Genomic DNA, 26,511 nt, shown 5'->3' with positions numbered 1-26,511 from the left:
ACACTCTATTGCGTACTGTTTGCTTGAATCAACTGCTGCATCACGCCATAGCTGGCTTTAATTCGTTCTTCGTTTGGAAAATTAATATTGGCTAACATCACAATCCCGATTTTTTGTTGCGGAATAAAGGCGGCATAGGCACCAAAACCATTGGTTGCACCAGTTTTATTAAAGAACGTTGCTGCTGAAGCAATGTGTGGTTGCTTGATTGGCGTAACTGTATGACTTTCTAAAGCCATTTTGCTTGAATTACCTTGTAAGAGAGTCTCAAGCTTAACAGGATAAGCATATTGCTCCCATCCTAAGCCCTGCGTCATTGCACCGACTTTAAAATAACCCACATGGGTACTTTCAATCGCTTTGCGAAGAGGTTGTTTCAATTTTGATGGATTGATCTGCGCATCCAAAAACTTCAACATATCAGAACTACTACTTTTTACACCATAGGCTTCTGCATCAAACATACCTGGCGTTACACGCATCGCTTGGTTGTTTTTATAGCCCCAAGCGTAGTGTGGTAATTGCTGTGTAGGGACATTGATAAAACTTTGTGTCATATCCAATTGAGGAAAAAGTGTTTTCTCAATCAATTCTGCATACGGTTTTTTCATCGCCAAAGCTGTGACATAACCCATTAATCCAATACTTGGGTTGGAATATTGACGTGCCGCGCCAACTTTGGTTTTTGCTTGCCAGTTTTGAAAATATTGAATCATCTGTTGCTGTTGCACGACTTCATCTGGAAATTGCAACGGAAAGCCACCTGCACTATAGGTGCCTAAGTTCAAAATAGTAGCTTGATTAACGGCAGTATTTTTGAGTTCAGGAAAATATTTAGCAGGATGATCAGAGAAAGACAACTGTCCTTGTGCCTGCGCGTATCCCGCTAAAGTCGCATTGAACGTTTTACTAACAGAACCAAGTTCAAATAAGGTACTGTTGCTGACCGCTTGTTTGCTTTGCTGCGAAGCAACACCATAATTCACAAAATAGTGTTTACCATTTAAAGTCACAGCAACCGCCAGACCTGGAATTTTGTATTGATCTAAGAGCGGTTTAAATTGCTGATCAACAATTTTCTTCACCTGTAGATCGGTTAAAGGCTGTGCCCATAAACTTGAACTACAAGATAAAAGTCCAATCAACATGAAGGTCTTTTTTGAAAATAAAGTTTGGTATTTCGATGGAATCATTAATTTTTTCACTTGATTAAAATTTAGTTGCTACTCAGTTTGAGTAATCTCGCTTTAGAACCATCTTCAATTACCCAAATCGAGCCATCTTGTGCTTGTTGTAAACCACGAATCCGTTGTTTCATGTCTAGACGCTGAACTTCTTTCGCAGGTTGCGATTTTAGATCAACTACCACAATCGATTTAGATGACAAGCCACCAATTAAGGCTTTCTGTTGCCATAGAGGGAATTTATTGCCTGTGTAAATCATCATGCTAGAAGGTGAAATCACAGGTGTCCAATCAATTGCAGGCGCTTTAAATTCTGGACGCGTCTTGTGATCTGGAATCGGTAATCCAGAATAATGATCACCATTCGATACAATTGGATAGCCATAGTTCGCCCCTTTGAGAATGAGATTAAGTTCATCCCCTCCTTTTGGTCCCATTTCAACTACCCACAATTGCCCCTGCCCATCAAATGCCATGCCTAATGGGTTACGGTGTCCCAATGACCAAATTTCAGCAGTAACGCCTGCTTGTTGACTAAATGGATTATCAGCTGCTGGAGAACCATCTTCATTCAATCGGAGAATCTTACCTAAATTGCTTTTCATATCTTGGGCAGGATCAAATTTTTGTCGCTCCCCCGAACTGATCCAAAGCTTTCCATCGGCACCAAACAGCATACGATGCCCATAATGTCCTTGTCCTGAAACCTTAGGTGTTTGCTGCCAGATTGTTTTTAAGTCCGTGAGCTTCGGTTGTGCGGGATTAGATAAATCGAGTTTGGCGCGGGCAATCTCAGCCCCATATCCACCTCGACCTTTGACCGCATAACTGAGATAGATCCAATGATTATTGGCAAAATCTGGATGTAAAATCACATCACCCAAACCTCCTTGCCCACCATAACTTACGACAGGGATACCTTGAATATTGAGACTGGTTTTAGTTTTGGGATCAAATAATTTTAACTGCCCTTTGCGCTCAGTCACTAATAAACGTTGATCAGGTAACACTGCGATCGCCCAAGGTTCATCGAACTGAGCAAGCGCTTCGAGTTGGTAAGTCTGATTTATAGATGTTTTACTTGCTTGAATCGAAGCCTCAGGTGTTTTGGAGTTGGTATTATTTGGACCGCAGGCAAGCAGTAATAAGGCGCTACTACAAATTAAAGGTGTTACTAACAGTTTTTTCATTGTTGATCTCCCTTCACATCCGTTTATCTTACGGAGATCTGCACATAGAAATACTGTAAAAATGTTGTTTTTACTCATACTGCTTTAATGAATGAATTCTAAATACTAGCGTATCCAGCGCACCACGTAATCTTCGATATCTTCTTCATTAATTTCAACTTCTGAAATACACCGCCCTGCCGCCGATTTTTTAGCTTTAATCACGCTTTGACGAGAACCCGTATTTAAGTAATGCCATGAAGGTAAATTTTTTCCTTCATTTAAGCGTCGATAAGCGCAACTCGGTGGCAACCATGTAATCGTTTGCAAACGTTCTGGTGTCAATTGGATGCAATCTGCAACATGCTGCTGACGATTGATATAGTCCGAGCAGCGTGCGGTCTTACAATCGAGTAATTTACATGCCACTTTAGTGTAGGCGACTTCAGCCGTATCTTCGTCTTCTAGTTTTATCAAACAACATAAACCACAACCATCGCAGAGTGCTTCCCACTCAGTATTATTCAACTGATCAAGCGGATATTGTTTCCAAAAATTGGGTCTTAATTCAGCAGACATACGGGTGCGTTTCGGGCTAAAAAATCAGTATTAATTATAGCATTTATTATTCAACAAGCTGGTTTTAGATGCGCTTAACTGATTAACAATTCTTAATCATTTCAACACTTCAACCACAGAAAAACCACATTTAGTTTAAAAAACACACGCTATAGTAAGCACATAACGATAAATTTAGGAGGAAGTAATATGTTCCGCTGGGCTATTATTTTTGCAGTGATTGCATTAATTGCTAGTTTACTTGGTTTTGGTGGTGTTGCAGGTTTATCTAAAGACTTCGCCGTAATCTTACTGGTGGTTGCAGCCATACTTGCCGTAGTTGGTTTCTTATCACGTGGTAAAGTTTAGCTTTCTAAGAATTAGAAACTGAATAAAATAAAAAAAGAAGAATCATCGTATTCTTCTTTTTTTATTTCTAGCTTCTCATTTCATCTAAAAAATTTTACATCTCGTCCATCATATTATTTTATGCTTTATCCACTATTTTAAAAATACAGTTTGGGATCTGAAAATGAGTTTTTCTATTACTACTCGTGAAATTGAATATACAGCAGCAGATGGTCAACGCTTAATCGGTTATTTTGCCTCACCTGTTGTAGATCAACCTGTTGCAGGTGTAATCGTCGCACCTGAATGGTGGGGACGTAACGAATATACGGAACAACGTGCACGCGAACTTGCAGCTCATGGCTTTGCTGCCTTAGCAATCGATATGTACGGTGATAAAAAAGTTACTACGACCGTATCTCAAGCTTCAGAATGGATGAATCAAACCTTTGAACAACCAAATACGATCGTCAATCGTGCAGAGGCAGGTCTAGCGACCTTAGCAGCACAACCTGAAGTCAATGCTGATAAGCTGGCGGCAATTGGCTTTTGCTATGGTGGTAAAGTTGTACTTGATTTAGCTCGCTCTGGTGCAGATATCAAAGCAGTTGCGACATTCCATGCGGTATTAGCGACCAATGCTCCTGCTCAAAAAGATCAAATTAAAGCGGAAATTTTAGTACTGCATGGCGAACTTGATAGCATGGTGACTTTAGATGATGTCGCAAGTTTCCGTCAGGAAATGCATGATGCAAATGTAGATCATGAAGTGATTATCTTTGAAGATGCAAAACACGGTTTTAGTAATCCACTCGCAGATGAACGTGCAAAAGCGAATCATGTTGATCTCGGTTATAACGCAGAAGCAGAACGCCAAGGTCTTGAAGCGATGTATGAATTGTTAGATAAATATTTAAAGTAATTGATAAGCGAACAAACCCTCGATAATGCTTAGTCGTGCAAAGGTGGTATGAATGTCGCCTTTGCTCTAGAAAACATTAACTCGCATTCACATCAATATTTTACTTTATCTGTATTGCATCATGTATTTTTGAAAGATAGATAACATCCTATCAATCCCTGATTTCCGCTATAATGCCCCTCTGCTTTTGATTGTTCTGATTCATGTCTGATTTTTCATTTTCTGATGCGCTGCTTACATGGTTTGACCAACACGGTCGTCATGACTTACCGTGGCAAGTCGCGGATGACCCTTACAAAGTTTGGGTCTCAGAAATCATGTTGCAGCAAACACAAGTCAAAACAGTGCTGCAATATTTTGATCGTTTTATTCAACGCTTTCCGACTGTCAATGATTTGGGTCAAGCCAGTTGGGATGATGTTGCCCCGTACTGGGCAGGTTTAGGTTATTACGCTAGAGCAAGGAATTTGCACAAAGCGGCAGGCATTGTAAAGCAGCAAGGAAAGTTTCCTGAGACATTAGAACAATGGATTGAACTGCCAGGTATTGGACCATCTACAGCGGGTGCACTGATGTCTCTCGGATTACGCCAATATGGCGTGATCATGGATGGTAACGTGAAACGTGTTTTAGCTCGATTCTTTGCCATCGAAGATGATTTATCTAAACCACAACATGAACGTGCTTTATGGCAAATCGCAAAAGACCTATGCCCACAACAACGCAACCATGATTACACTCAGGCGATTATGGACTTGGGTGCAACCGTCTGTACACCGAAAAAACCCTTATGTCTTTACTGCCCAATGCAGCAGCACTGCCAAGCTTATCAACAAGGATTAGAACAAGAACTGCCCTTTAAAAAAGCCAAAAAGCCTGTGCCTATAAAAACGGCAGATGTTCTAGTAATTCAATCTGGTAATGAATGGCTTTGGCATCAACGTGATGCGCATGGTTTATGGGGTGGTTTATATTGTCTGCCAATTATTGAGCAGACAACCGAACTACAACAGATTGAGCAACACTTTAAACTACAAGCTCAATTATCATCTCTACAGATTAGTCATAGTTTTACCCATTTCACTTGGTTGTTGAATGAAAAACTGTTCCACGTGGAACATGATCAAAAAGAACAACTCAGCATTGAAATGAACGGGATATGGCTCAATCCTGAAACGGCGATTGCGAAAGGCATTCCGACTGCTATGAAAAAATTGATTACAGCTAAACAAAAATCGTGATGTTATTTATGCTGTAAATCATAACGCAAGGAGTTTTTGTGCGTCACTCAATTTCTTATTCGGTTCTTGCTGTGTTGATCATATTACTTGCAGCGTGTACCACAGCACCTAAGAAACCAACACCATTACCGAATGCTCAAGTCAATAAACTCAAAAGTATGCGATTGGACAGTCGCCTTCCAGTTCCTGTCAAAGGAATTAGTCGGAATGAATTACGAGATACTTGGGGCGCCGCACGTAGTCAAGGGCGCAGTCATGAGGGGATTGATATCATGGCAGAGCGTGGAACGAAAGTGTATAGTGCTACCGAAGGCTTAGTTGCTGATTTACGTAATAATAATCTTGGTGGTAAAGTGATTTGGATCATGGGTCCATCAGGTTCTTGGCATTATTATGCTCATTTAGATGGTCATAAACGTGGTCTTAATGTTGGCGATTATGTTCGTAAAGGTGACCTGATCGGTTATGTGGGAAACACGGGCAATGCACGTCACACCGCCCCACATTTACATTACGGGATTTATTTAAATGGTAAAGGGCGTGGCGCAGTCAATCCATATCCTTATTTACGTTAGGAAAAAACAATGTCAGATGCATTGATCGAACGACTGGTTGAATTCGCAGAATCAGGTAATCAGCAAAAAATTATTTCGAATGGGACCAGCTATCAAGGTTGGATCATGGAAATTACGGAAGATGCTTTGTTGATCAGCACGGGCTTCGCCGATAAATCAGGTAAAGACTTTTGGCTAAAGTTTAGTGATTTAAATACATCAGAACTATATTATTGGGACACACGCCCAAATGAATGGGTTAAATTTGAACTATAGATAAAAAACTTTCTAATAACGATAAGGAGCTTCCACGATGACAACCCAACGCTGTGGCTGGTGTTCGGATGATCCCTTGTACATTGCTTACCATGATCAAGAGTGGGGCAAGGCACAATATGATGAAGCTCATTTATTTGAGATGCTTTGTCTTGAAGGGCAACAAGCAGGTCTATCATGGATTACTGTTTTAAAAAAACGTGAACATTATCGCTCCCATTTCTTCCAATACCCAATCTCTCAGATTGCTGCGCTGACGGATGATCAACTTGAAAATAAACTGACCGATTCTGGTTTGATTCGCCATTTGGGTAAATTAAAAGCCATTCGAGATAACGCGATTGCATGGCAAGCCTTGAAAGATGAAGTCGCTGATGTATCAGCATGGTTATGGAGTTTCGTTGATCAAAAAGTCATAAATAACGATGTTGCAAACTATCGTGAAGCCCCTGCTCAAACTGAATTGAGCCAGAAATTATCTAAAACGCTAAAAAAACGTGGTTTTAAATTTGTTGGACCAACAACCTGTTATGCCTTTATGCAAGCAGTCGGCATGGTGAATGATCACGAAAACCACTGCTCTTTTAAATAAAAAAAATCCCTTCAGAGGACAGTTCTCATGAGTAATAATCAAATACGTGCTTATGCTGCGATGAAAGCAGGTGAGCAATTGGTTCCTTATCAATTTGATGCTGGTGAGTTACAAGCACACCAAGTTGAAGTCAAAGTCGAATATTGTGGTCTATGCCATTCAGATATTTCTGTGATTAATAACGATTGGCAGTCTTCGCGCTATCCAGTAATCGCAGGTCATGAAATTGTGGGTACGATTAGCGCTTTAGGATCAGAAGCCAAAGGTTTGAAACTAGGTCAACGCGTTGGAATCGGTTGGACAGCTGAAACTTGCCAAGCTTGTGATCCATGTATTGGTGGTAATCAAGTGCTATGTACTGGAGGCAGTGTTGCAACGATTGTTGGACATGCGGGTGGATTTGCCGAAAAAGTCCGTGCCGGGTGGCAATGGGTCATTCCTTTACCTGATGACTTAGCTCCTGAGAGTGCTGGCCCTTTATTGTGTGGCGGGATTACGGTATTTGATCCGTTGCTCAAACATAAAATCCAAGCAACGCATCATGTGGGTGTCATTGGGATCGGTGGATTGGGTCATATCGCAATTAAATTATTGAAAGCATGGGGCTGTGAAGTCACTGCTTTTAGTTCTAATCCAGAAAAAACTGAAGAACTCAAAGCCATGGGCGCTGATCATGTCGTGAATAGCCGTGATGCTCAAGCAATTAAGGCGCAGCGTGGTAAATTCGAATTATTATTAAGTACCGTCAATGTCACCTTAAATTGGCAAGCCTATTTAAATACTTTAGCACCGAAAGGCAGCTTACATTTCCTCGGTGTCACTCTAGAGCCTATTCCTGTTTCGGTGGGTGCAATCATGAGTGGTGCAAAATCTGTTACCTCATCACCAACAGGCTCACCTTTGGCACTTCGTCAACTGCTTCAGTTTGCCGCGCGTCGCAATATTGCACCTCAAATTGAGCTTTACCCAATGTCTCAACTCAATGATGCAATCGAACGATTGCATTCAGGACAAGCACGTTATCGCATCGTACTGAAAGCTGATTTTGACTAACTCAAAGGCATCTTCAAACTTTGTCTGATCCAATCCGCCAACTGCTGAATCGCGTGGCGGATTTCATCAGTCAATGCATGCCCTGCGTTTAAGCGAATAAAGTGTTGATAACGTCGATCTTCGCCAAACACTTCTCCTGGTACGATGTTAATTCCCTTGCCTTGCGCTAAATAGTATAAATCCAGTCCTGTGATTGTTTCAGGAAGCTGCATCCATAACGCATAACCACCCTGTGATTGACTTAAAGCAATCGAAATACCTTGAAAAGTCTCTAAAATACAAGCTCGATACTGTTCAACCTGTTGCATTAACTTTGGTCTTAATTGATCCAAATGCTCTCGATAACCACGGCTATAAATAAAATCTGCTAAACCAAGTTGCAAAGGCGTATTTACCCCAACATTGTTTGCCATTAATTTTGGGCGCAAATATTCGAGCCGCTGACCGATACAAAACCAACCGACACGATAAGCAGTCGATAATGATTTTGATACCGAACCACACCAAAGCACATACCCTTGCTGATCCCAATAACGAATCGGTAATGGTCGCTCTTTTTCAAAACTACATTCGGCATAGATGTCATCTTCGATGACAAAACATTGATACTGCTGAGCCAACTCTGCAATCTTTTGTTTTTGTTGATTGTTTAAACAATATCCTAATGGATTCTGATAATTGGCAGTCAATAAACAGAGTTTCGCACTGCCCTGTTGCATAAAGAATTCCAGACGTTCCAAATCGATACCGAGATGATCAGCAGGAATTTCAATAATCTTACGTTTTAAACTTGCCAACATCTGCAACTGACCGTTGAAGGTTGGAGTTGGAATAATAATGCTATCCCCTTCACGGCTCATCTGCTGGATTAATAATGCAATGGCAGGCATACAACCATTACTAATAAAAATATCCTCAGTGGCGACATAAATTCCATCTTCACGCCAATGATCTGACAGTGCTTGTCTTAATAATTGATGCCCCTGCTTATTACAATATAAAAAATCTTCGGGTTGGCAATGTTTAAGAGCACGTTGTAAAGAACGACGCAATCCATCTACAGGAATCAAATGTGGCGACAGTTGAATCGCCCCTAATGGCGTTAAATGGCTTTGAATCGAAGCAGTTTGAATTTGATTCTGCAAATCTAAATTTGAAACCTGTCGAGCTTTAGATTCAAAATGGGGACTATCTGGAATCGGGCTTTGGTATTGTCGAGAGCTGACAAAATATCCTGACTTGGCTTTGACGTAGATCAGCCCTTTTGCTTCCAATAATTCATAACACTGCTGGGCTGTACTCAAACTAATATTTTGCTGACGAGCAAATTCCCTTAAAGAACTGAGCTTCTGTTGCGGTTGTAATTCATGTTGATAAATCTTTTGCGATAGCTGTTCAGCCAAACGCTGGTATTGAAATGCCATTTCTGTACTGCTTTTTTATAAATTTCTGTATCTGTATTGGTTTATAGAACACCGTTAAGCTATAAAAATCAATAGTGAAGGAGTAAGACAATGAAAAATAGAATATTATTTATATTAACCACAGTTTTATTTGCTGGTTGTCAGCTCACTGATCAGCAAGCACATCAACAGCAAGAGGTATGTAAAACCCTATCTCAGGGATATTTAAAAATTCAAAATCAACCAACTTATGAATTATGGAAACTTGAACACATCCCCACTCAAGATCAAAAAGATACCTTGAAGCTAACCTATAAAAAGCCAAATGAAAACGGTGTGGTTTTAGCAGGAACACTACTTCCAACTGTTGTTTTGGAATGTAGTCTACAACAGCAGCATATCGTCGTCTCTTTGGTACAGGCGACTGGTGAGCCAACTCCTGTTCTAGAAGTGCAACTTCCCAATCAAACTATTGGCACACTGAAAAACCGTGAGCTAATTGCTCAGACAGAAACTCGATAAATAAACGAACACGCTTCGGTAGATGCTCTTGTTGATAATACACAGCATGGATGCTTTGATAAGAGTACTCAATTTGATCTTCAAATAAGGCGATCAATCGCCCCTCATTGATATCTTGCCAAACTTCAAACTCAGAAAGTCGTGCAATACCTTGTCCACGTAAACATAATTGTCTGACCGTTTCACCACTCGATGCTTTAACTTTAGCCTGTGCTAAAAAGTATTCACCATCGACTTTGATAGGCCATTTATTGATATATGTTGGACGAGTAAAACCCACAACATCATGTTCATATAGCTGTTTGGGTTGTTGTGGCATCCCTTTTCGACTTAAATACTCTGGACTTGCAACAATATATATACGGCTTTTACACACCAATTTGGCATGTAAACTCGAATCATTTAATTCTCCAAAACGAAATGCCACATCAGTTTTGTGTTCCAAAAGATCAATGACTAGATCATTACTATTTAATTCAATTTCAATATTTGGATAGCACTGCCTAAATTTATGTACTAATGGAGTAATCACATGCAGAATAAAAGGTGTCGCCGAATCTACTCGAATAACACCTGCGGTATCTTGATCCGATTTTTGTAATGCTTCTTCTGCTGCATTTAAATCACTTAAAATTTTGCGCGCATGATTTAAAAACTGCTGCCCTTCTTGGGTCAATTTTAGTTTTCGTGTGGTGCGCTCCAGTAAAGTCACTTCCAACTTCGATTCTAAACGACTTAATGAACGGCTAAGCCCTGAAGCGGTTTGCCCTAATTTTTCAGCGGCAGCAATAAAAGAACCAGTATCTACAATGGTCATAAAAGCATGCAGTTCTTCAATGGTCGATCTCATTGCTACCTCTTAATTATTGATATTTAGTCAACTATATTTTGCAAATTCATCTATTTTTTAGCAACAATAATCATTGCAAAATCGCATCTATAGACAGAATACGCTCCATTGAGCAGAAATAGATGAGGTAAATCACATGCGTATCCCAAAATTTGGTTTAGGTACATTTCGACTTAAAAACCAAATCGCCATTAATTCAGTCAAAAATGCATTAGAGGTCGGTTATCGTGCCATTGATACCGCTCAAATTTACGAAAATGAAGCCGCCGTAGGGCAAGCCATTGCTGAAAGTGGTATTGCGCGACAAGAGTTATTTTTAACGACAAAAATTTGGACCAGTAATTTCTCTGAAGAAAAATTAATCCCTAGCCTGAAAGAGAGTTTACAGAAGCTTGGTACTGATGCCGTTGATCTGACCTTAATTCACTGGCCTGCACCCTCTCAAGGCACCAATATTACTGAGCTAATGCAATTATTATTGGAAGCAAAACAACAAGGTTTGACCAAACTGATTGGTGTTTCTAATTTTAATATTGCACTCACACAGCAAGCAATCGATAGCATCGGTGCAGAACATATTACAACCAATCAAATCGAGTTAAGTCCCTATTTACGAAATCAGAGCTTAGTGAATTATCTAAGCGAACAACAGATCGATGTGACCTCATACATGACACTTGCCTATGGCAAAGTGTTAAACGACCCTGTTTTGCTTGAAATTGCGTCACAGCATCAAGCCACCACTGCACAAGTTGCATTGGCTTGGGCACTACAGCGCGGTTTTGCCGTCATTCCATCATCCACTAAACGTGAAAACCTGATCAGCAACTTAAAAGCGCAAGATTTAAAATTAAGCGCGGAAGAGATGCAGATGATAGCGCAACTAGAACGTAATGGACGTGAAATCGACCCGCCTGAACTTGCACCGCAATGGGATGAATAGAATGGGCAAAAGTATCAATCTTCCTCTACTTGCGCTAGCAATTGGTGCTTTTGCAATTGGAACCACTGAGTTTTCGCCTATGGGCTTGCTGCCCAATATTGCCAATGATCTTGGTGTGTCGATTCCAAGCGCTGGTATGCTGATCACAGGTTATGCCTTGGGTGTTATGCTCGGTGCACCGATTATGACCTTATGGCTCGGTGGTTTTGCTCGTCGTAATGCGCTTATTTTACTGATGGCAATTTTTACGATTGGTAATCTAATCGCAGCGTTTGCACCTAATTATATGAGTCTAATGGGAGCGCGTTTAATCACCAGCCTGAACCACGGTGCTTTTTTTGGAATTGGATCAGTGGTTGCCGCGAGTGTGGTTCCAGCAAATAAACAAGCCAGTGCTGTAGCCAGCATGTTTATGGGACTCACCATTGCCAATATTGGTGGTGTGCCACTTGCAACTTGGATCGGGCAAAATATTGGTTGGCGAATGTCCTTCCTCGGGATTTCAGCACTCGGTCTTATCACCATGGTTGCTCTTTGGAAAGCTCTACCTGTCGGTTCAGTTGGGCAAAAACCTAATGTGAAAATGGAGCTGAAGGTGCTTACTCGACTACCTGTGGTTTTGGCATTGCTCACCACGGTGTTTGGTGCCTCTGCCATGTTTACCCTATATACCTATATTGCGCCGAGCTTAGTACAATTCACCCACGCTTCACCGACCTTTATCACCATGATGTTGGTCTTGATTGGTATTGGTTTCTCAATTGGTAATCACTTTGGTGGCAAATTTGCAGATTTATCTTTAGATAAAACCCTGATTGGCTTCTTAGCTTTATTGATTGGATTAATGCTGATTTTTCCAATTCTTGCACAAACTCAACTGGGCGCAGCCATCGGTTTAGTGATTTGGGGTGCGGCAGCATTTGCAATCGTTCCACCTTTGCAAATGCGCGTGATGTCAGTAGCTCATGAGGCATCAGGACTGGCATCTTCGGTCAACGTTGGAGCATTTAATTTAGGCAATGCCATCGGTGCAGCGGCTGGTGGCGCAGTGTTGAGTATCGGCTTAAATTATACGGCCGTTTCCATGATCGGTGCGCTATTAGCAGGAGTCAGTTTAATCTTGGTCTTTATCCAAATCAAACTAACAACCAAACCAAGCACAACATTAGAACAATGCTCTCAAAGCTGATGCGGAAAAGAAAAGCCTGATATAAATCAGGCTTTTCTTTCATACAGGTACAAAGATTCAAATGCATATTATTTCAATACGTCAGGCAAATTAGGTTGTGCATATATTGGATTATTCACCTCCTTTTTCATTTTCATTAACATTTGATACGGTTGTTGTTGAACAAACATATTTACAAAGCTTAATGGAATTGAGCCAGCTGGATCAGCATAACCATTGGTGATGACTTTGACTTTATTATTGGCTATTTTTTGAAAAGTCCAATCACCAGAATACTTGGTCAATCGAACCACATCCGCTTGTTCAGGGTAATTATTTTGAATGGCATTATTTTTAATACTAATGCTGCCATCAGCATTTTTAGTCATTTTGCCTTTAATCACCACATCTCGATCTTTTAATGGAAATGGGAAATCTAAAACCATATAAAGTGTGAACTCACCTTTTTTCTCATCTCGAGCTAACATTTGTGCTTTACCCACATAAGGCACCCATTGTGGTGTCCGTTCGACATCAAGAACCACGGCAACAGCACGTTCTAATGGCACATCGAAAGTGGTTTCAGCTTTATATTGAATAATCGGATTGTTGTCTGTTTGGTATGTCCAAACCTTAATATTATTGCGATGCAAACTGAGTTTCGCTGTATCTGATGCAGCAGTAACCGCAAAACTGGTCATGCTGAGCAGAGTCGCAAGGACGATATGTTTTTTATTCATGTCACGCTCAATTGTTATAATGATGGCAAGAGCTTGTTTTCACTCATCTAAGAAAGAAAGCTCGACAAGCTCTGTTATAGTACAAAAAAGGAACGTTTTATACTTCCAAATCGTTAAAGCCTAAAACATCTTTCATGTCATATTTACGCGCTTCACGTCCGACCACCCACGCTGCTGCGCGTACAGCACCAGAAGCGAAGTTCATACGATTAGTGGCTTTGTGTGTCACTTCAACACGCTCACCTTCACCAATAAACATCACAGTATGCTCACCCACGATATCGCCACCACGAATTGTTTCAAAACCAATGGTTTGACGATCACGAGGACCGGTATAACCTTCACGTCCATAGACCGCGACTTCTTTTAAGTTACGACCTAAAGTATCAGCAATCGCCTCACCCATCATAAAAGCAGTCCCCGATGGTGCATCGACTTTATGACGGTGATGAGCTTCAATAATTTCAATATCTACAGTGTCACCAAATACTTTTGCAGCTAGCTCCAACAGTTTAATAGATACATTCACGCCAACTGAATAATTGGCTGCATAGACGACTGGTGTTTGAGTTGCCGTGTCATCTAAAAATGCTTTTTGCTCATCAGACATACCTGTCGTACCAATCACCATCGCTACGCCTGCTTCACGGCATAACTTTAGGTGCTGTTCTGTTGCAATAGGTGCAGTGAAGTCAATCACCACATCACAGTCTTTTAATACTTCACTCAGACTTCCTGCCACCTTGACGCCAAGGCTTCCCACACCTGCAAGCTCACCTGCATCTGTACCCACTAAGCTACTTTCAGGACGCTCAACAGCCGCAGCCAGTTGATAGCCAGCCTGTTGAACAGCTTGTATTAGAATACGTCCCATGCGTCCGCCTGCACCTAAAATACCAATGCGTGGAGAAGTTGACATAATTTTTCCCAGTCTTTTATTTAAACAATCTCGCTACTATAGCAAAACTCTCACATTACGCTAAAAAAAACCCATAAAAAAACCTGCCGAAGCAGGTTTTTTAGCTAAATATCGATTAGTCGAATAAACGATCAAAGAAAGATTTTTTCTTTGGAGAAGACGCATGTCCATCACCATCCAAAGAGGTTTGTAATTCTTTCAATAACTCGCGTTGACGACTGGTTAAATTCACAGGCGTTTCAACCACGATACGGCAAAGTAAATCACCGACCATGCTACTACGGACAGGACGAACACCCTTGCCACGTAAGCGGAATAATTTACCAGTTTGTGTCCCCTCAGGAACTTTCAAACTTACACGACCATCAAGGGTCGGGATTTCCATTTCTTTACCGAGTGCAGCATCTGCGATGCTCACTGGCACATCCATGTAAAGATCAGCGCCATCACGTTGGAAAATTTCGTGTTCACGCACCACAACTTCTACATATAAATCGCCCGCTTGACCATCACGAATTGCTTCACCTTTACCAGTTAGACGTACGCGATCACCATTATCTACGCCTGCTGGAATAGTTACTTCAAGCGTTTGTTGACGATCAGCCACGCCCGAACCATGACAACTGTTACATGGGTTTTTGATTATTTTACCTTGACCACGACAGGTACTACAGGTTTGCTGAACTGAGAAGAAACCTTGTTGCATACGCACTTGACCCGAACCATGACAGGTACGGCAAGTTTCTACATCATTTGGATTTTTAGATCCCTTACCATCACAGACTTCACAAGGTGCTGGTGCTGTAAAGGTGATGGTTTTTTTCACACCTTTAACCGCCTCTTCAAGCGTGAGTTCCATGACATAACGAAGATCTGATCCACGGCGTTGACGTTGTTGTTGACGACCCCCACCACCAAACGCACCACCGAAAATATCACCGAATTGGCTAAAAATGTCTTCAGCGCTAAAACCACCACCGAAACCGCCGCCGCCGCCGAAACCGCCTTCAAAAGCGCTATGACCAGCACGATCATACATACTGCGCTTCTCACCATCAGAAAGCACTTCATAGGCTTCTGATGCTTCTTTGAATTTCTCTTCTGCTTCAGCGTTGTCAGGGTTACGATCTGGATGATACTTCATCGCCAACTTACGATAGGCTTTTTTAATCTCATCATCACTTGCGGTTTTCGAAACGCCCAAAACCTCATAATAATCACGTTTAGCCATGGTTGGCGATGCTCCTCACGGAATAAATTCAATCTCTACAAAAACAAATAGGCTCTATTGACATTTTATTTCTAAAGTCAACAGAGCCTTAATAGGGGTTAGATTACAGATTTACAAGGGCTACCCAAACAAAAAAGCGATAATTTAGAAAACAGCTTTATTTTTTAAGTATTTAGAAACGCCATTTAACCAAGCATTTAATAAGTACAACCATGCAATCAAACCAAAGACAACACCAGCAACAGTCATTCCTGTCACCCATAAAGCGCTATCCCAAGCAAAAAAGAATAAGGGTATAAACCAAAGTGCCGCGAAAAAGGCCATCAATATAAACAACAACACATTACGCATGATCCAAAGTGCATGTGCATGTATCCATACTTCAGCATTATCCACAATTGCAACTTTTCGTGCTAACACATACGCAAACGCTGCAAACACAATTGTAAATAATGCAAGAAACATGAACACGTATGAAATCACCACATAGCGGCGATGTTGCTCAATATTGTCTTGCGCCATGCTCTATATCACCTCATTCACTGCATTTCGTTAAATTGGTCATGCAATGAAATTCAATTATTTTTTGGTCTTAAAATATAGGTGCTACTATATTGAAATTTTCAATATTTCGCACCTTTATTCACAAAATAATTACGATAGTTGTGTTGTTTTCTTAACCTTAAACCATGCTGCATAGAGTGCAGGCAAGAAAAATAGGGTTAATAAGGTTGCTACGATCAAGCCACCCATAATTGCCACAGCCATCGGACCAAAGAAAATACTGCGTGATAATGGGATCATTGCAAGCACTGCTGCGAGTGCGGTCAACACAATTGGGCGGAAACGACGCATGGTTGCGCCAATCACTGCATCCCACGGTGCATGACCTGCATGAATATCTTGCTCAATCTGATCAATCAGAATCAGCGAGTTACGCATGATCATGCCTGAAAGCGCAATGGTGCCAAGCATCGCCACAAAACCAAAGGGTTTATTGAACAGCAATAAGAATGCAACCACACCAATTAAACCCAATGGCGCTGTCAACAATACAATTGTCGCACGAGACATACTTCGTAATTGAATCATGAGTAATGTCATCACCACGGCCAAAAATAATGGCATACCCGCATTCACCGAGCTTTGACCTTTGGCAGATTCTTCAACTGTGCCACCCGCTTCAATTAGATAACCATTCGGTAGATCAGCACGTAAGCTTTGCATTTGATCGGCTAACTGCTGAACCACGGTTGCTGGTTGCAAATGGGTGCGAATATCCGCTCGAACAGTAATGGTTGGTAAACGGTTCCGATGCCAAATCAAACCTTCTTCAAAGCGTGATTCAATTTTTGCAATTTGCGCTAAAGGAACGGTGGTGCCATTACTGGTTGGTACAGCCAAACTTGCTAAAGACGCGACTTCAGCTCGTTCAGTTTTATCACCACGTAAACGAATCTCAATCAGTTCTCTTTTTTCACGATATTGATTCATCACCGTTCCTGTTACCGAGGCATTCAGGAAGTTTGCTAAATCTGAGCTAGATACACCCATTTGACGTGCGCGATCTTGATCAATTTCAATAGCGATGATTTTACTCGGCTCTCCCCAATCCAGATGCACATTGGTGGTATTTGGATCTTCACCTAAAACTTTGGCAACCTTTTGTGCCCATAAACGTACCGTTCCCAAATCCTCACCAGAAACACGATACTGCAATGGATAGCCCACAGGGGGGCCATTTTCTAATAAAGAAACACGAGTGCGGACTTGCGGTAATAACTTTTTAATTTGTTGATCTAACGAACGGCGGATTTCATCGCGGTCATCTAATGAAGAAGCCAACACCACAAATTGTGCAAAACTGGCTTGTGGAAGCTGCTGATCTAGAGGCAAATAGAAACGTGGTGAACCAGTTCCGACATACGCCACATAGTTATCAATACCTTGCTGTGTTGATAAAAATTTCTCAACTTTTTTCACGGCTTGTTCTGTAGCCGTGAGTGATGCACCCTCTTCGAGTTTTAAATCCACTAAAATTTCAGCGCGATTGGAAGGTGGGAAAAATTGTTGCGGCACGAGTTTAAACATCGCCACAGAGAGCACAAAAATACCCACTGTTACTGCAATCACCGTTTTGCGGTAGGTAATACAGATTTCCACCACACGACGGAAAGATTGATAAAACTTAGACTGATAAGGGTCATGGTGTTGACCATGTGCCTCAACAACAGGCGCAGGTTGCTTACGTAATCTCGCCCATAAACGCACATACCAAGCAGCTTGTTGCTTTTGCTTGGTGAAGTCAGGTAATAATTTTTCACCTAAATATGGCACAAATAAAACAGCTGCAATCCAAGACACAACCAAAGCAATGGTCACCACTTGGAATATTGAACGGGTATATTCACCTGTACCCGATTGTGCTGTTGCAATCGGCAAGAAGCCTGCTGCTGTAATCAACGTTCCTGTCAACATTGGAAAAGCAGTGGTTTGCCATGCAAAACCTGCGGCTTTGAGCCTGCTGTAGCCCTGCTCCATTTTGATTGCCATCATTTCAACAGCAATAATCGCATCGTCAACCAACAAGCCAAGAGCGAGAATCAAAGCACCGAGGGAAATTTTATGCAGACCGACATCGAATAAGCTCATGCCAGCAAAAGTCATTGCGAGTACCAATGGAATAGACAATGCAACGACCAAACCCGTACGGAAACCAAGCGAGAAGAAACTGACCAATAAAACAATGATTACGGCTTCGGCAAGAACTTTTAGGAACTCTTGAATACTACGCTGTACTGCAACGGGTTGATCTGAAACTTTTTGCAGTTTCATTCCTAAAGGTAAGCTTTTCTGTAAGCTGTTAAATTCAGTCTCAAGGTTTTTACCTAAGGCAATAATATCACCACCTTTACGCATCGAAACGGCAATACCAATACCATTTTCGCCCATGAAGCGCATACGCGGTTGCGCAGGTTCACTAAAACCACGATAGACATCTGCTACATCACCGAGTTGAATGGTTTTGTCGCCCACCAATAACGGCATTTTTTTCAGATCATCGACACTATGCAAATGCCCACTCACCCGAAGCTGAATACGGTCTGTGCCTGTCTCAAAGAATCCTGCACTTGCCATATCATTTTGTTTTTGAATTGCTTCTTGGATTGCTGTAACGGGTACACCCAGTTGAACAGCTTTAGTATTAGATAGTTCAATCCAAATTTTCTGATCTTGCAAACCAACTAAATTGACTTTGCTGACATCTTTGACCCGTTGCAATTGCAGTTGCAAACGATCTGCATATTCTTTCATCACCGCATAGTCAAAATCTTTGCCTGTCAGCACATAAATATTGCCAAAAGTATCGCCAAACTCATCATTAAAGAATGGACCTTGCACACCACTTGGTAACTGATGACGAATATCATTGACCTTTTTGCGAACGTTATACCAAACATCTGGAATGGCACTCGAAGGCAAACTATCTTTGGCGACAAAAGTAACCAGCGATTCACCCGGACGTGAATACGCCATAATTCGGTCGTATTGTCCTGTGGTCATTAACTCTTTTTCAATTCGATCTGTCACCAAAGTCGAGACTTCTTTGGCAGTCGCACCTGGCCAGTAGGTCTGTACCACCATCACTTTAAAGGTAAACGGAGGATCTTCACTTTGAGACAACTTGGAGTAAGAAATGATTCCTACAAGTCCAAGCAATAGCATGAAATAAAGGACAATGCCTTTATTCTTAAGCGCCCATTCTGAAAGGTTAAATTTCATGATTAACCTCCAGCTTTAAGCTTAACTTCGCGATTTTCACGATCTACTGGATGAATTTTTTGTTGGTCACGAAGTAAATGCACACCGCCAACCACGACCCAATCTGTTGCTTTGAGACCAGAAAGAATCGGTACACTATCACGCCCATAAGTACCCAATGTCACAGGAACTTTACGTAAGGTTTGATTACTATTGACGACCCAAACATAGCCTTGCTGATCATTTGCGGTGACACTCGATAAAGGTACACTCAGCACATTATTTTCATTAGCCACAAAAAATACACGTGCACTTTGACCCAGTTGAATGTTCGACTGACCTTCAAGTAAAGAGACTTTCACCGTAAATGTGCGTGATTGATCTGCTGCAGGAGAAACCTCACGGACTTTAGCAGCAAAACGTGCATCAGGTTGCGACCAAAGCGTGACCCACGCAGGTTGCCCCACTTTAATGGTACTCACCAATTGCTCTGGCACGCCAAAAACCACTTCACGCTCGCCTTCAATCGCCAACTGATAAGCAGCTTGACCTGCTGCAATAACTTGCCCAACTTCAATTTGACGTTGCGTGATTACACCATTTTTATTCGAAATCAGCTGGTTATAACCTGTTTGATTGGAAGCAACTTCATAACTAGAACGTGCTTGTTGTAAACCTGCTTGTGCCGATTCGTATTGATTTTTGATCGCATCGAACTGCGAGCGACTGACTGCATTAATAGGTAAAAGTTGTTGATAACGCTTGTATTCTTCAGATGCAATTTTTGCTGCTGCCTGCGCACTATCAAATTGTGCTTTGGCTGCATTCATTTGCAATTGCGCATCTTTAACATCTAATTTAGCAAGCACTTGCCCCACTTTGACCCGATCACCGACATCGACATACCGTTCAGTAATTTGTCCTCCGACCCGGAATGCAAGTGCAGTTTGTTGTCTCGCTTGGACATCACCTGCATAGCTTTTTTGATCAACATGATTGCTACTTGGCTGAGCCACCATGACATAAGGGATTTCCTCAGTCTTGGGAACTTCTTTTTGACATGCTGTTAAAGTGACACTGCTGAGTACGAGCAACCCCACAATTACATGATTTAGCAGATTCATCTCTTTTTCGCTCTTATTCAAATTGATTTTTTAAGGCACAATATGAACATTATGATAGATTGTTTATTTTTTAATTAATATACCCATGAGTACACTAATTAAAAATTAAATCTATAAACTTGATTTGTAAACAAATTAAAAGAGAAAGGTATAGTGCACATTCACAGTGGTCGCCCAAAGGATTTAGAAAAAAGAGCCAAGATCTTACAGGCGGCGAAATCTATTTTTCTAAAAATGGGTTTTCATGCGACCAACATGAATCAAATTGCCAAAGAAGCTGGTGTCACTAAACTGACGGTGTATAACCACTTTCAAGATAAAGCCAATCTATTTATATGCGCGATTGAAGAAAGCTGTGAAGAATCTATTCGAGCAAAACAATTTGAACTGACAGCAGAATCTGATTTTAAACAAGCGCTTTATTTAATGTGTGATCGTGCTTTAGGCATTATTTATTTACCCGAGGCAATAAAATTAGATTGTCTTATGTTTGAACTTGCAGCCGAGCAAAGTCCATTAGCACAACAATTTTTTGATGCTTCTCATACTCGAATGTGCAATGTGTGGTGTCATTTTTTTGAACAGGCGATCGCGTTTAAATTTATTCTAGCAGACCAGCCGATTAAACAAACTGAACTGATGCTGTCACTTCTATTAGGCATACGCCATCAAAAAGTTTTGCTGAATTTAGCGCCCGTACCAACGGCAGCTGAAATTGATCAGATGATTCAACAAGCGATGGAGATTTTTTTGCTTAAATATCAACCTAAAAATTAGATAATATTCACATTTTTTTACGTTCTCCACTTGGATTGTCTCTCAATCACGCTATAGTCGAATGAGAACAACAGGAGAAATAGAATGATTCAGCAAATCACTGCTCCATTACGTGAAGATGTCCGTTTATTGGGCAATTTACTCGGTGAAACCCTTAAACAACATGCAGGGCAAGATTTGTTTAATCAAATTGAACAAATTCGCGCATTGGCAAAAGGCGCTCGTGACGGTCAACTTGAAGCAGAAAAACAATTAGAACAACTTTTCCTTGGTTTAAAAGACGAAGAAATTTTACCCCTGACCCGTGCATTTTCACATTTCCTGAACTTCGCCAATATTGCAGAGCAATATCACGTCGTTCGTAGTCGTCGTCAGGCTGAATTTGATGAACAAGCACCGAGTCCAAATCCTCTTCCTCATTTATTCGAAAAATTTAAAACCCAACATATTGATACACAACAGTTGTTTCAGCAAATTTGTGATCTAAAAATTGAACTGGTATTGACTGCTCATCCGACTGAAGTGAGCCGTCGTACTTTAATTCAAAAATATGATGATATTACCGATTGTTTATCCAAACTCGATCAGCAAAAACTCACGCCAAGAGAACGCCAAGAAACGATTGCTACATTAAAACAATTGGTCAGTTCGGCTTGGCAAACGGATGAAATCCGTCAACATCGCCCGACCCCTGTTGATGAAGCAAAATGGGGCTTTGCAACGATTGAACAGACCTTGTGGAATGCTGTACCCAAATTCGTGCGTGAACTGAATGAATTGTCTCAGCAACATTGTGACCAGGCTTTACCACTGAATATTGCACCAATCCGTTTTGCTTCATGGATGGGTGGTGATCGTGATGGTAATCCAAATGTTACCCATCAAGTGACTCAAGAAGTGCTTTGGCTATCACGTTGGCAAGCAGCGGATTTATACCTGCGTGATATTGAAAATCTGCGTTGGGAACTCTCCATCCAAAGTTGCTCTGCTGAACTGACTCAAGCCTTGGGTTATGAGCATCCTGAACCGTATCGTGAATATCTACGTGAAACCCGTGAGCGCTTAAAAGCCACTCGTTATTGGTTAGGACAACGCCTACAAGGAAAAGAAGCCGATGATAGTCATATCATTCGAAATAAAGATGAATTACTACAACCCTTGTTACTTTGCTATCGCTCTTTAATAGAAAGTAATCTTGCTGAAATCGCCAACGGACAATTACTTGATTTTATTTATCGAATCAATTGTTTTGGGATTGAATTACTTAAACTTGATATACGCCAAGAATCAGGTCGACATCGTCAAGCCATTTCAGCGATTACTGAATATTTAGGCTTAGGTAATTTTGAATCATGGACAGAACAAGCACGTCAGAACTTTCTGATTCAGGAGTTACAAAGCAAGCGCCCGTTATTGCCAAAGTTCTTTACTGAACCTGAAGGAAGCTTAATTCAGCACCCTGATGTACTCGAAGTCTTTGCCACCATGCGCACTTTAGCTGAGCAACCGACCGAGAGTTTGGGTGCGTATATTATTTCGATGGCGGAATATCCAAGCGATGTCTTAGCTGTACTTTTATTACAAAAAGAAGCAGGAATTCAGCACCCGCTGCGCGTGGTACCATTATTTGAAACCTTAAAAGATCTCGATGGTGCAGCCAAAACCATGAACACCTTGTTTAATATGCATTGGTATAAACAGCATATTCAAGCTAAACATGAAGTGATGATTGGCTACTCAGACTCTGCAAAAGATGCAGGTTTTATGTCAGCTAACTGGGCACAATATCGTGCTCAAGAAGAATTAACGGCTGTCGCTCAACAACACGGCGTGCAATTAACCTTATTTCATGGTCGTGGTGGTTCGATCAGTCGTGGTGGTGCGCCAACCCAGCAAGCGTTATTCTCTCAACCACCGGGTTCAATCTCAGGAGCCATCCGTGTCACTGAACAAGGTGAAATGATTCGCTTCAAGTTCGGTTTAGAAGGTATTGCGCTGCAAAATCTAGAGATCTATACCGCCGCGACTTTAGAGGCAACCTTATTACCACCACCTGAACCGAAAAAAGAATGGCGCGACCTGATGAATCAAATGACTGATTTATCGGTACAGGTTTATCGTCAAACCGTGCGTGAAAATCCGAATTTTGTGAGTTACCTGCGTACCGTTACGCCTGAGCTAGAATTGCAAATGCTGCCGCTTGGTTCACGTCCTGCAAAACGTAAAGTCAGTGGTGGTATAGAGTCTCTTCGGGCGATTCCTTGGGTATTTGCATGGACACAAATTCGATTAATGTTGCCTGCTTGGCTCGGAACAGGAACGGCGATCAATCAAGTACACGAACAACATAAAAAAACACTGGATGAGATGTTGGAACAGTGGCCATATTTTCAAACCTTAATTGATATGTTGGAAATGGTATTGTCCAAATCTGATGCCAACATTGCTTTGTATTATGAATCTCACCTGACTCAAAATCAGGATTTGAAAGTGTTAGGTGTAGAGTTACGTCAACGTTTGCAAAATGCAGTAGATACCTTATTAAACTTAAAAGGTGAATCAAAACTTTTGAGCAATAACGAAGTGCTTGATCAATCCATGCAGGTGCGTAAACCATATTTATTGCCTTTGCATCTGTTGCAAGCAGAACTGATGAAACGTCGACGTTTATATTTAGCAGAACACCAAACGGAGCATAGCCCAGTCGATCACGCCTTAATGGTCAGTATTGCCGGGATAGCCGCTGGCTTGCGTAATACTGGCTAAATTTTACTATTCTGAGCCATGCCATCAATAGAAATAAGTGCTATTGATGGCAAAATTGGCAAAATATTCCATTTCTTTAAAAAAAATTTAAAAATTTTTTCTATCTCTCTTTTTTAATATTTCAAATATTCGTTGAAAAATAAACAATAAATCCGAAAGTTTATTTTAAAACATATTTTACCAAAAGGTAAAAATACAAACTTAAAAGACAAGAACAATCAAGATTCTCAATGGCCTATAGGTGAAAGCTTGATTTAAGAAAGAGTATCATACGCGCTGATATCACATAATGAGTCTCATCTATGTCAAATTGGTTTCCAAAATGGCAGCCGTATCAGGGGAAGATTGATCATCGACCTGTTGCGACAAATGAATATTTACCGCCCTTACAAAGCGCGGTGCTCGGCGTACAACATGCATTTGCAATGTTTGGTGCAACTGTACTCGCACCCTTATTAATGGGTTTTAGCCCGAACCTTGCCATTTTAATGTCAGGGATTTGTACCATTATTTTCTTCTTGATTACGGGTGGTCGTGTACCGAGTTATCTCGGTTCAAGTTTTGCATTTATTGGTGTTGTTGCAGCAGCAACAGGTCATATCACAGGCTCAGGTGCAAACCCCAATCTTTCAGTAGCACTCGGAGGTATTGTTGCCTGCGGTATTTTATACGCATTGATTGGCTTTGCCGTCATGCTAACAGGTACACGTTGGATTGAAAAACTTATGCCGCCAGTGGTGACTGGTGCCATTGTGATGATCATCGGTTTGAACCTTGCTCCTGTGACCATCAAAGGCGTTGCAGGTCAACCGTTTGAAATGTGGATGGCACTTGTTACTGTTTTAAGTATGGGCGTTATCGCAGTCTTTACCAAAGGCTTGTTACAACGATTATTGTTATTGGTCGGGCTACTGATTGCCTATGCAATTTATGCGATCACAACCAATGTGCTAGGCTTTGGAAAGCCGATTGATTTTTCTCAAATCGCAGCAGCACCGTGGTTTGGTATTCCAAGCTTTTCACATCCAACCTTTGACATGAATGCAATTTTAATTATTGCACCTGTTGCCCTTATTTTAGTGGCAGAAAACTTAGGTCATATCAAAGCAGTCGGCGCAATGACAGGTGAAGATCTTACTCCGCAGCTAGGCAAAGCATTTGTCGCCGATGGTCTCGCGACCACATTATCTGGTGGTGTAGGTGCACCAGGAATGACAACTTACGGTGAAAATATCGGGGTGATGGCTGTGACTCGAGTTTATTCAACCATCGTGTTCGTGATTGCAGGTGTTTTCGCCATCTTCTTAGGACTTTCGCCTAAATTCGGTGCAGTAATTAGTACCATTCCAACTGCTGTACTTACAGGCGCTTCAATTGTAGTGTTTGGCTTAATCACCATTGCAGGTGCAAAAATCTGGATCGAAAATAAAGTCGATTTCTCCAATAATAAAAATTTGATCATCGCATCAGTGACCATCATCTTAGGTGCAGGTAATTTTGAACTATTGTTTGGAAGCTTTAACTTAGGTGGTATCGGAACCGCAACTTTTGCAGCAATTTTATTAAATTTATTATTTAGTTTAAAAAAATAAATCTCACACATTCAAAGGCAGCTTAGGCTGCCTTTTTTTATTGCTTTAAAGCTTTCGCTACACAATGCCACCATTGGTTCTGATCACCTGTGCGTTAATCCAGTTACTGGCATCACTTACTGCAAAATCGATCACGGCAGCAATATCTTCAACCGTACCTAAACGTTCTAAAGGAGCTGCTTTAGCCAACTGCGCAATCAACGCATCACTTTTTCCTTCAAAGAAAAGTTCCGTAGCTGTTGGTCCAGGTGCAATCGCATTTACAGTGATCTGCTTACCTCTGAGTTCTTTAGCAAGAATGGCAGTCAACGACTCAATTGCTGCCTTTGAAGCAGTATATATGCCATAGCCTTCGAGCTTCATAGCAATGACGCTGCTGGATAAATTAATAATTTTACCACCTTGTTCAAGACGTTTCGCTGCCTCGCGCATGGTATATAACGCACCTTTTAAATTAATCGATAGAACACTTTCAATGGTTTCATCATCCAAAGCCTCAATTTTTTAAAGCACATAATTCCTGCATTATTGATCAGTACATCAATTTTTCCATAGGTTTGAATCGTGAAATCAAATAATTGTTTGACCTGACTTGATTGACTCACATCTGCCTTAAACGCAGTTGCCGTACCACCCGCCGCTTGGATTTTTTTTACAACCTGATTGGCTTCTACATCATTATTGGCGTAGTTAACCATGATCTGATGACCTTGTTGTGCCAATAAGCTTGCGGTAAACGCACCGATACCACGAGATGCGCCAGTAATTAAAATCACTTTGCTCTGATTTACAGTATTGGATTGTGTATTCATTTTCG

The 26,511-nt window shown here is 41.2% G+C and carries 24 protein-coding genes and 1 pseudogene; 13 read left to right on the top strand and 12 right to left on the bottom strand.

From position 1 onward, the window contains the following. Positions 1-5: 5 nt before the first annotated feature. The 3 genes from ampC to NGC85_RS00290 all read right to left on the bottom strand — a co-directional run bounded on the left by ampC (position 6) and on the right by NGC85_RS00290 (position 2,932). Positions 6-1,193 (bottom strand): class C beta-lactamase, encoded by a 1,188-nt coding sequence (ampC, locus tag NGC85_RS00300; protein WP_254804474.1) that lies wholly within the window; start codon positions 1,191-1,193, stop codon positions 6-8. Positions 1,194-1,216: 23 nt separating this feature from the next. Further along, positions 1,217-2,374, bottom strand: coding sequence for a PQQ-dependent sugar dehydrogenase (locus tag NGC85_RS00295; RefSeq protein ID WP_254804473.1), 1,158 nt, complete (start codon positions 2,372-2,374; stop codon positions 1,217-1,219). A 105-nt stretch (positions 2,375-2,479) separates the two neighbouring features. After that, positions 2,480-2,932: a YcgN family cysteine cluster protein gene (locus NGC85_RS00290; RefSeq protein WP_254804472.1), complete on the bottom strand. Its 453-nt coding sequence runs from the start codon at positions 2,930-2,932 to the stop codon at positions 2,480-2,482. A gap of 189 nt (positions 2,933-3,121) precedes the next feature. On the opposite strand from NGC85_RS00290, the gene NGC85_RS00285 reads away from it, so the two are divergent. From NGC85_RS00285 to NGC85_RS00255, 7 genes are all read left to right on the top strand, one after another. Further along, positions 3,122-3,280, top strand: a complete 159-nt coding sequence (locus NGC85_RS00285; RefSeq protein WP_004878181.1) for a DUF1328 domain-containing protein — start codon at positions 3,122-3,124, stop codon at positions 3,278-3,280. A gap of 163 nt (positions 3,281-3,443) precedes the next feature. After that, positions 3,444-4,181 carry a dienelactone hydrolase family protein gene (locus tag NGC85_RS00280; protein WP_254804471.1) on the top strand — a complete coding sequence of 246 codons (738 nt, stop codon included), beginning with the start codon at positions 3,444-3,446 and terminating at the stop codon, positions 4,179-4,181. A gap of 203 nt (positions 4,182-4,384) precedes the next feature. Further along, positions 4,385-5,422 carry an A/G-specific adenine glycosylase gene (gene mutY, locus NGC85_RS00275; protein ID WP_254804470.1) on the top strand — a complete coding sequence of 346 codons (1,038 nt, stop codon included), beginning with the start codon at positions 4,385-4,387 and terminating at the stop codon, positions 5,420-5,422. 38 nt (positions 5,423-5,460) lie between these two features. Continuing rightward, positions 5,461-5,997: a M23 family metallopeptidase gene (locus NGC85_RS00270; RefSeq protein WP_169108598.1), complete on the top strand. Its 537-nt coding sequence runs from the start codon at positions 5,461-5,463 to the stop codon at positions 5,995-5,997. Positions 5,998-6,006: 9 nt separating this feature from the next. Then, entirely contained in the window at positions 6,007-6,252 is a 246-nt protein-coding gene (locus NGC85_RS00265) for a hypothetical protein (RefSeq protein ID WP_005060356.1), read from the top strand. Between the two features lie 37 nt (positions 6,253-6,289). Further along, positions 6,290-6,844, top strand: coding sequence for a DNA-3-methyladenine glycosylase I (locus NGC85_RS00260; protein WP_005060358.1), 555 nt, complete (start codon positions 6,290-6,292; stop codon positions 6,842-6,844). Between the two features lie 27 nt (positions 6,845-6,871). Beyond that, positions 6,872-7,897, top strand: a complete 1,026-nt coding sequence (locus tag NGC85_RS00255; RefSeq protein ID WP_254804469.1) for an NAD(P)-dependent alcohol dehydrogenase — start codon at positions 6,872-6,874, stop codon at positions 7,895-7,897. Here NGC85_RS00255 and NGC85_RS00250 read toward each other — a convergent pair. Continuing rightward, positions 7,894-9,321, bottom strand: a complete 1,428-nt coding sequence (locus NGC85_RS00250) for a PLP-dependent aminotransferase family protein (RefSeq protein WP_254804468.1) — start codon at positions 9,319-9,321, stop codon at positions 7,894-7,896. The genes NGC85_RS00255 and NGC85_RS00250 overlap by 4 nt on opposite strands. A 90-nt stretch (positions 9,322-9,411) precedes the next feature. On the opposite strand from NGC85_RS00250, the gene NGC85_RS00240 reads away from it, so the two are divergent. Then, positions 9,412-9,822 (top strand): hypothetical protein, encoded by a 411-nt coding sequence (locus NGC85_RS00240; protein ID WP_254804467.1) that lies wholly within the window; start codon positions 9,412-9,414, stop codon positions 9,820-9,822. On the opposite strand, the gene NGC85_RS00235 is transcribed toward NGC85_RS00240, so the two are convergent. Next, a complete protein-coding gene (locus tag NGC85_RS00235; protein WP_005052718.1) occupies positions 9,770-10,672 on the bottom strand; it encodes a LysR family transcriptional regulator in 903 nt (300 codons plus the stop codon). The genes NGC85_RS00240 and NGC85_RS00235 overlap by 53 nt on opposite strands. Positions 10,673-10,808: 136 nt before the next feature. On the opposite strand from NGC85_RS00235, the gene dkgB reads away from it, so the two are divergent. Together dkgB and NGC85_RS00225 are read left to right on the top strand one after the other, a co-directional pair. Continuing rightward, complete coding sequence (gene dkgB / locus NGC85_RS00230; RefSeq protein ID WP_254804466.1) at positions 10,809-11,615, top strand: 2,5-didehydrogluconate reductase DkgB; 807 nt, start codon at positions 10,809-10,811, stop codon at positions 11,613-11,615. A gap of 1 nt (position 11,616) precedes the next feature. Continuing rightward, entirely contained in the window at positions 11,617-12,804 is a 1,188-nt protein-coding gene (locus NGC85_RS00225; protein WP_254804465.1) for an MFS transporter, read from the top strand. Positions 12,805-12,872: 68 nt separating this feature from the next. On the opposite strand, the gene NGC85_RS00220 is transcribed toward NGC85_RS00225, so the two are convergent. The 6 genes from NGC85_RS00220 to NGC85_RS00195 form a co-directional block, all read right to left on the bottom strand. Beyond that, positions 12,873-13,523 carry an START domain-containing protein gene (locus NGC85_RS00220; RefSeq protein WP_254804464.1) on the bottom strand — a complete coding sequence of 217 codons (651 nt, stop codon included), beginning with the start codon at positions 13,521-13,523 and terminating at the stop codon, positions 12,873-12,875. Between the two features lie 97 nt (positions 13,524-13,620). Continuing rightward, a complete protein-coding gene (gene dapB, locus NGC85_RS00215) occupies positions 13,621-14,442 on the bottom strand; it encodes a 4-hydroxy-tetrahydrodipicolinate reductase (protein ID WP_254804463.1) in 822 nt (273 codons plus the stop codon). A gap of 115 nt (positions 14,443-14,557) precedes the next feature. Continuing rightward, entirely contained in the window at positions 14,558-15,673 is a 1,116-nt protein-coding gene (dnaJ, locus tag NGC85_RS00210) for a molecular chaperone DnaJ (protein WP_005060380.1), read from the bottom strand. Between the two features lie 144 nt (positions 15,674-15,817). Beyond that, a complete protein-coding gene (locus tag NGC85_RS00205) occupies positions 15,818-16,195 on the bottom strand; it encodes a hypothetical protein (protein WP_005052732.1) in 378 nt (125 codons plus the stop codon). A 132-nt stretch (positions 16,196-16,327) separates the two neighbouring features. Next, positions 16,328-19,456, bottom strand: a complete 3,129-nt coding sequence (locus NGC85_RS00200) for an efflux RND transporter permease subunit (RefSeq protein ID WP_254804462.1) — start codon at positions 19,454-19,456, stop codon at positions 16,328-16,330. A gap of 2 nt (positions 19,457-19,458) precedes the next feature. Then, positions 19,459-20,559, bottom strand: coding sequence for an efflux RND transporter periplasmic adaptor subunit (locus NGC85_RS00195; protein ID WP_254804461.1), 1,101 nt, complete (start codon positions 20,557-20,559; stop codon positions 19,459-19,461). 153 nt (positions 20,560-20,712) lie between these two features. Here NGC85_RS00195 and NGC85_RS00190 point away from each other — a divergent pair, with 153 nt between their 5' ends. The 3 genes from NGC85_RS00190 (at position 20,713) to NGC85_RS00180 (ending at position 25,694) form a co-directional block, all read left to right on the top strand. Then, positions 20,713-21,336, top strand: a complete 624-nt coding sequence (locus NGC85_RS00190) for a TetR/AcrR family transcriptional regulator (protein WP_254804460.1) — start codon at positions 20,713-20,715, stop codon at positions 21,334-21,336. A gap of 84 nt (positions 21,337-21,420) precedes the next feature. Further along, entirely contained in the window at positions 21,421-24,102 is a 2,682-nt protein-coding gene (gene ppc / locus NGC85_RS00185; RefSeq protein WP_254804459.1) for a phosphoenolpyruvate carboxylase, read from the top strand. Positions 24,103-24,404: 302 nt separating this feature from the next. Continuing rightward, the gene (locus tag NGC85_RS00180; RefSeq protein ID WP_005060394.1) at positions 24,405-25,694 is read left to right on the top strand and encodes a solute carrier family 23 protein; all 1,290 of its coding nucleotides are present in this window, start codon (positions 24,405-24,407) and stop codon (positions 25,692-25,694) included. Between the two features lie 57 nt (positions 25,695-25,751). Here the strand turns inward: NGC85_RS00180 and NGC85_RS00175 are convergent. Beyond that, a pseudogene (locus NGC85_RS00175) lies at positions 25,752-26,506 on the bottom strand (SDR family oxidoreductase). Positions 26,507-26,511: the final 5 nt, after the last annotated feature.

Source organism: Acinetobacter sp. Z1 (genome assembly GCF_024296945.1).
Taxonomy (GTDB): Bacteria; Pseudomonadota; Gammaproteobacteria; order Pseudomonadales; family Moraxellaceae; genus Acinetobacter; species Acinetobacter beijerinckii.
The sequence above is the reverse complement of the archived record's forward strand: the minus strand, read 5'-3'. Positions and strand labels throughout refer to the sequence as shown.

Bases quoted from the DNA above. Each gene is read 5' to 3' on its own strand.
- ampC (WP_254804474.1), bottom strand. From the start codon at position 1,193: ATGATTCCATCGAAATACCAAACTTTATTTTCAAAAAAGACCTTCATG.
- NGC85_RS00295 (WP_254804473.1), bottom strand. From the start codon at position 2,374: ATGAAAAAACTGTTAGTAACACCTTTAATTTGTAGTAGCGCCTTATTA.
- NGC85_RS00290 (WP_254804472.1), bottom strand. From the start codon at position 2,932: ATGTCTGCTGAATTAAGACCCAATTTTTGGAAACAATATCCGCTTGAT.
- NGC85_RS00285 (WP_004878181.1), top strand. From the start codon at position 3,122: ATGTTCCGCTGGGCTATTATTTTTGCAGTGATTGCATTAATTGCTAGT.
- NGC85_RS00280 (WP_254804471.1), top strand. From the start codon at position 3,444: ATGAGTTTTTCTATTACTACTCGTGAAATTGAATATACAGCAGCAGAT.
- mutY (WP_254804470.1), top strand. From the start codon at position 4,385: ATGTCTGATTTTTCATTTTCTGATGCGCTGCTTACATGGTTTGACCAA.
- NGC85_RS00265 (WP_005060356.1), top strand. From the start codon at position 6,007: ATGTCAGATGCATTGATCGAACGACTGGTTGAATTCGCAGAATCAGGT.
- NGC85_RS00260 (WP_005060358.1), top strand. From the start codon at position 6,290: ATGACAACCCAACGCTGTGGCTGGTGTTCGGATGATCCCTTGTACATT.
- NGC85_RS00255 (WP_254804469.1), top strand. From the start codon at position 6,872: ATGAGTAATAATCAAATACGTGCTTATGCTGCGATGAAAGCAGGTGAG.
- NGC85_RS00250 (WP_254804468.1), bottom strand. From the start codon at position 9,321: ATGGCATTTCAATACCAGCGTTTGGCTGAACAGCTATCGCAAAAGATT.
- NGC85_RS00240 (WP_254804467.1), top strand. From the start codon at position 9,412: ATGAAAAATAGAATATTATTTATATTAACCACAGTTTTATTTGCTGGT.
- NGC85_RS00235 (WP_005052718.1), bottom strand. From the start codon at position 10,672: ATGAGATCGACCATTGAAGAACTGCATGCTTTTATGACCATTGTAGAT.
- dkgB (WP_254804466.1), top strand. From the start codon at position 10,809: ATGCGTATCCCAAAATTTGGTTTAGGTACATTTCGACTTAAAAACCAA.
- NGC85_RS00225 (WP_254804465.1), top strand. From the start codon at position 11,617: ATGGGCAAAAGTATCAATCTTCCTCTACTTGCGCTAGCAATTGGTGCT.
- NGC85_RS00220 (WP_254804464.1), bottom strand. From the start codon at position 13,523: ATGAATAAAAAACATATCGTCCTTGCGACTCTGCTCAGCATGACCAGT.
- dapB (WP_254804463.1), bottom strand. From the start codon at position 14,442: ATGTCAACTTCTCCACGCATTGGTATTTTAGGTGCAGGCGGACGCATG.
- dnaJ (WP_005060380.1), bottom strand. From the start codon at position 15,673: ATGGCTAAACGTGATTATTATGAGGTTTTGGGCGTTTCGAAAACCGCA.
- NGC85_RS00205 (WP_005052732.1), bottom strand. From the start codon at position 16,195: ATGGCGCAAGACAATATTGAGCAACATCGCCGCTATGTGGTGATTTCA.
- NGC85_RS00200 (WP_254804462.1), bottom strand. From the start codon at position 19,456: ATGAAATTTAACCTTTCAGAATGGGCGCTTAAGAATAAAGGCATTGTC.
- NGC85_RS00195 (WP_254804461.1), bottom strand. From the start codon at position 20,559: ATGAATCTGCTAAATCATGTAATTGTGGGGTTGCTCGTACTCAGCAGT.
- ppc (WP_254804459.1), top strand. From the start codon at position 21,421: ATGATTCAGCAAATCACTGCTCCATTACGTGAAGATGTCCGTTTATTG.
- NGC85_RS00180 (WP_005060394.1), top strand. From the start codon at position 24,405: ATGTCAAATTGGTTTCCAAAATGGCAGCCGTATCAGGGGAAGATTGAT.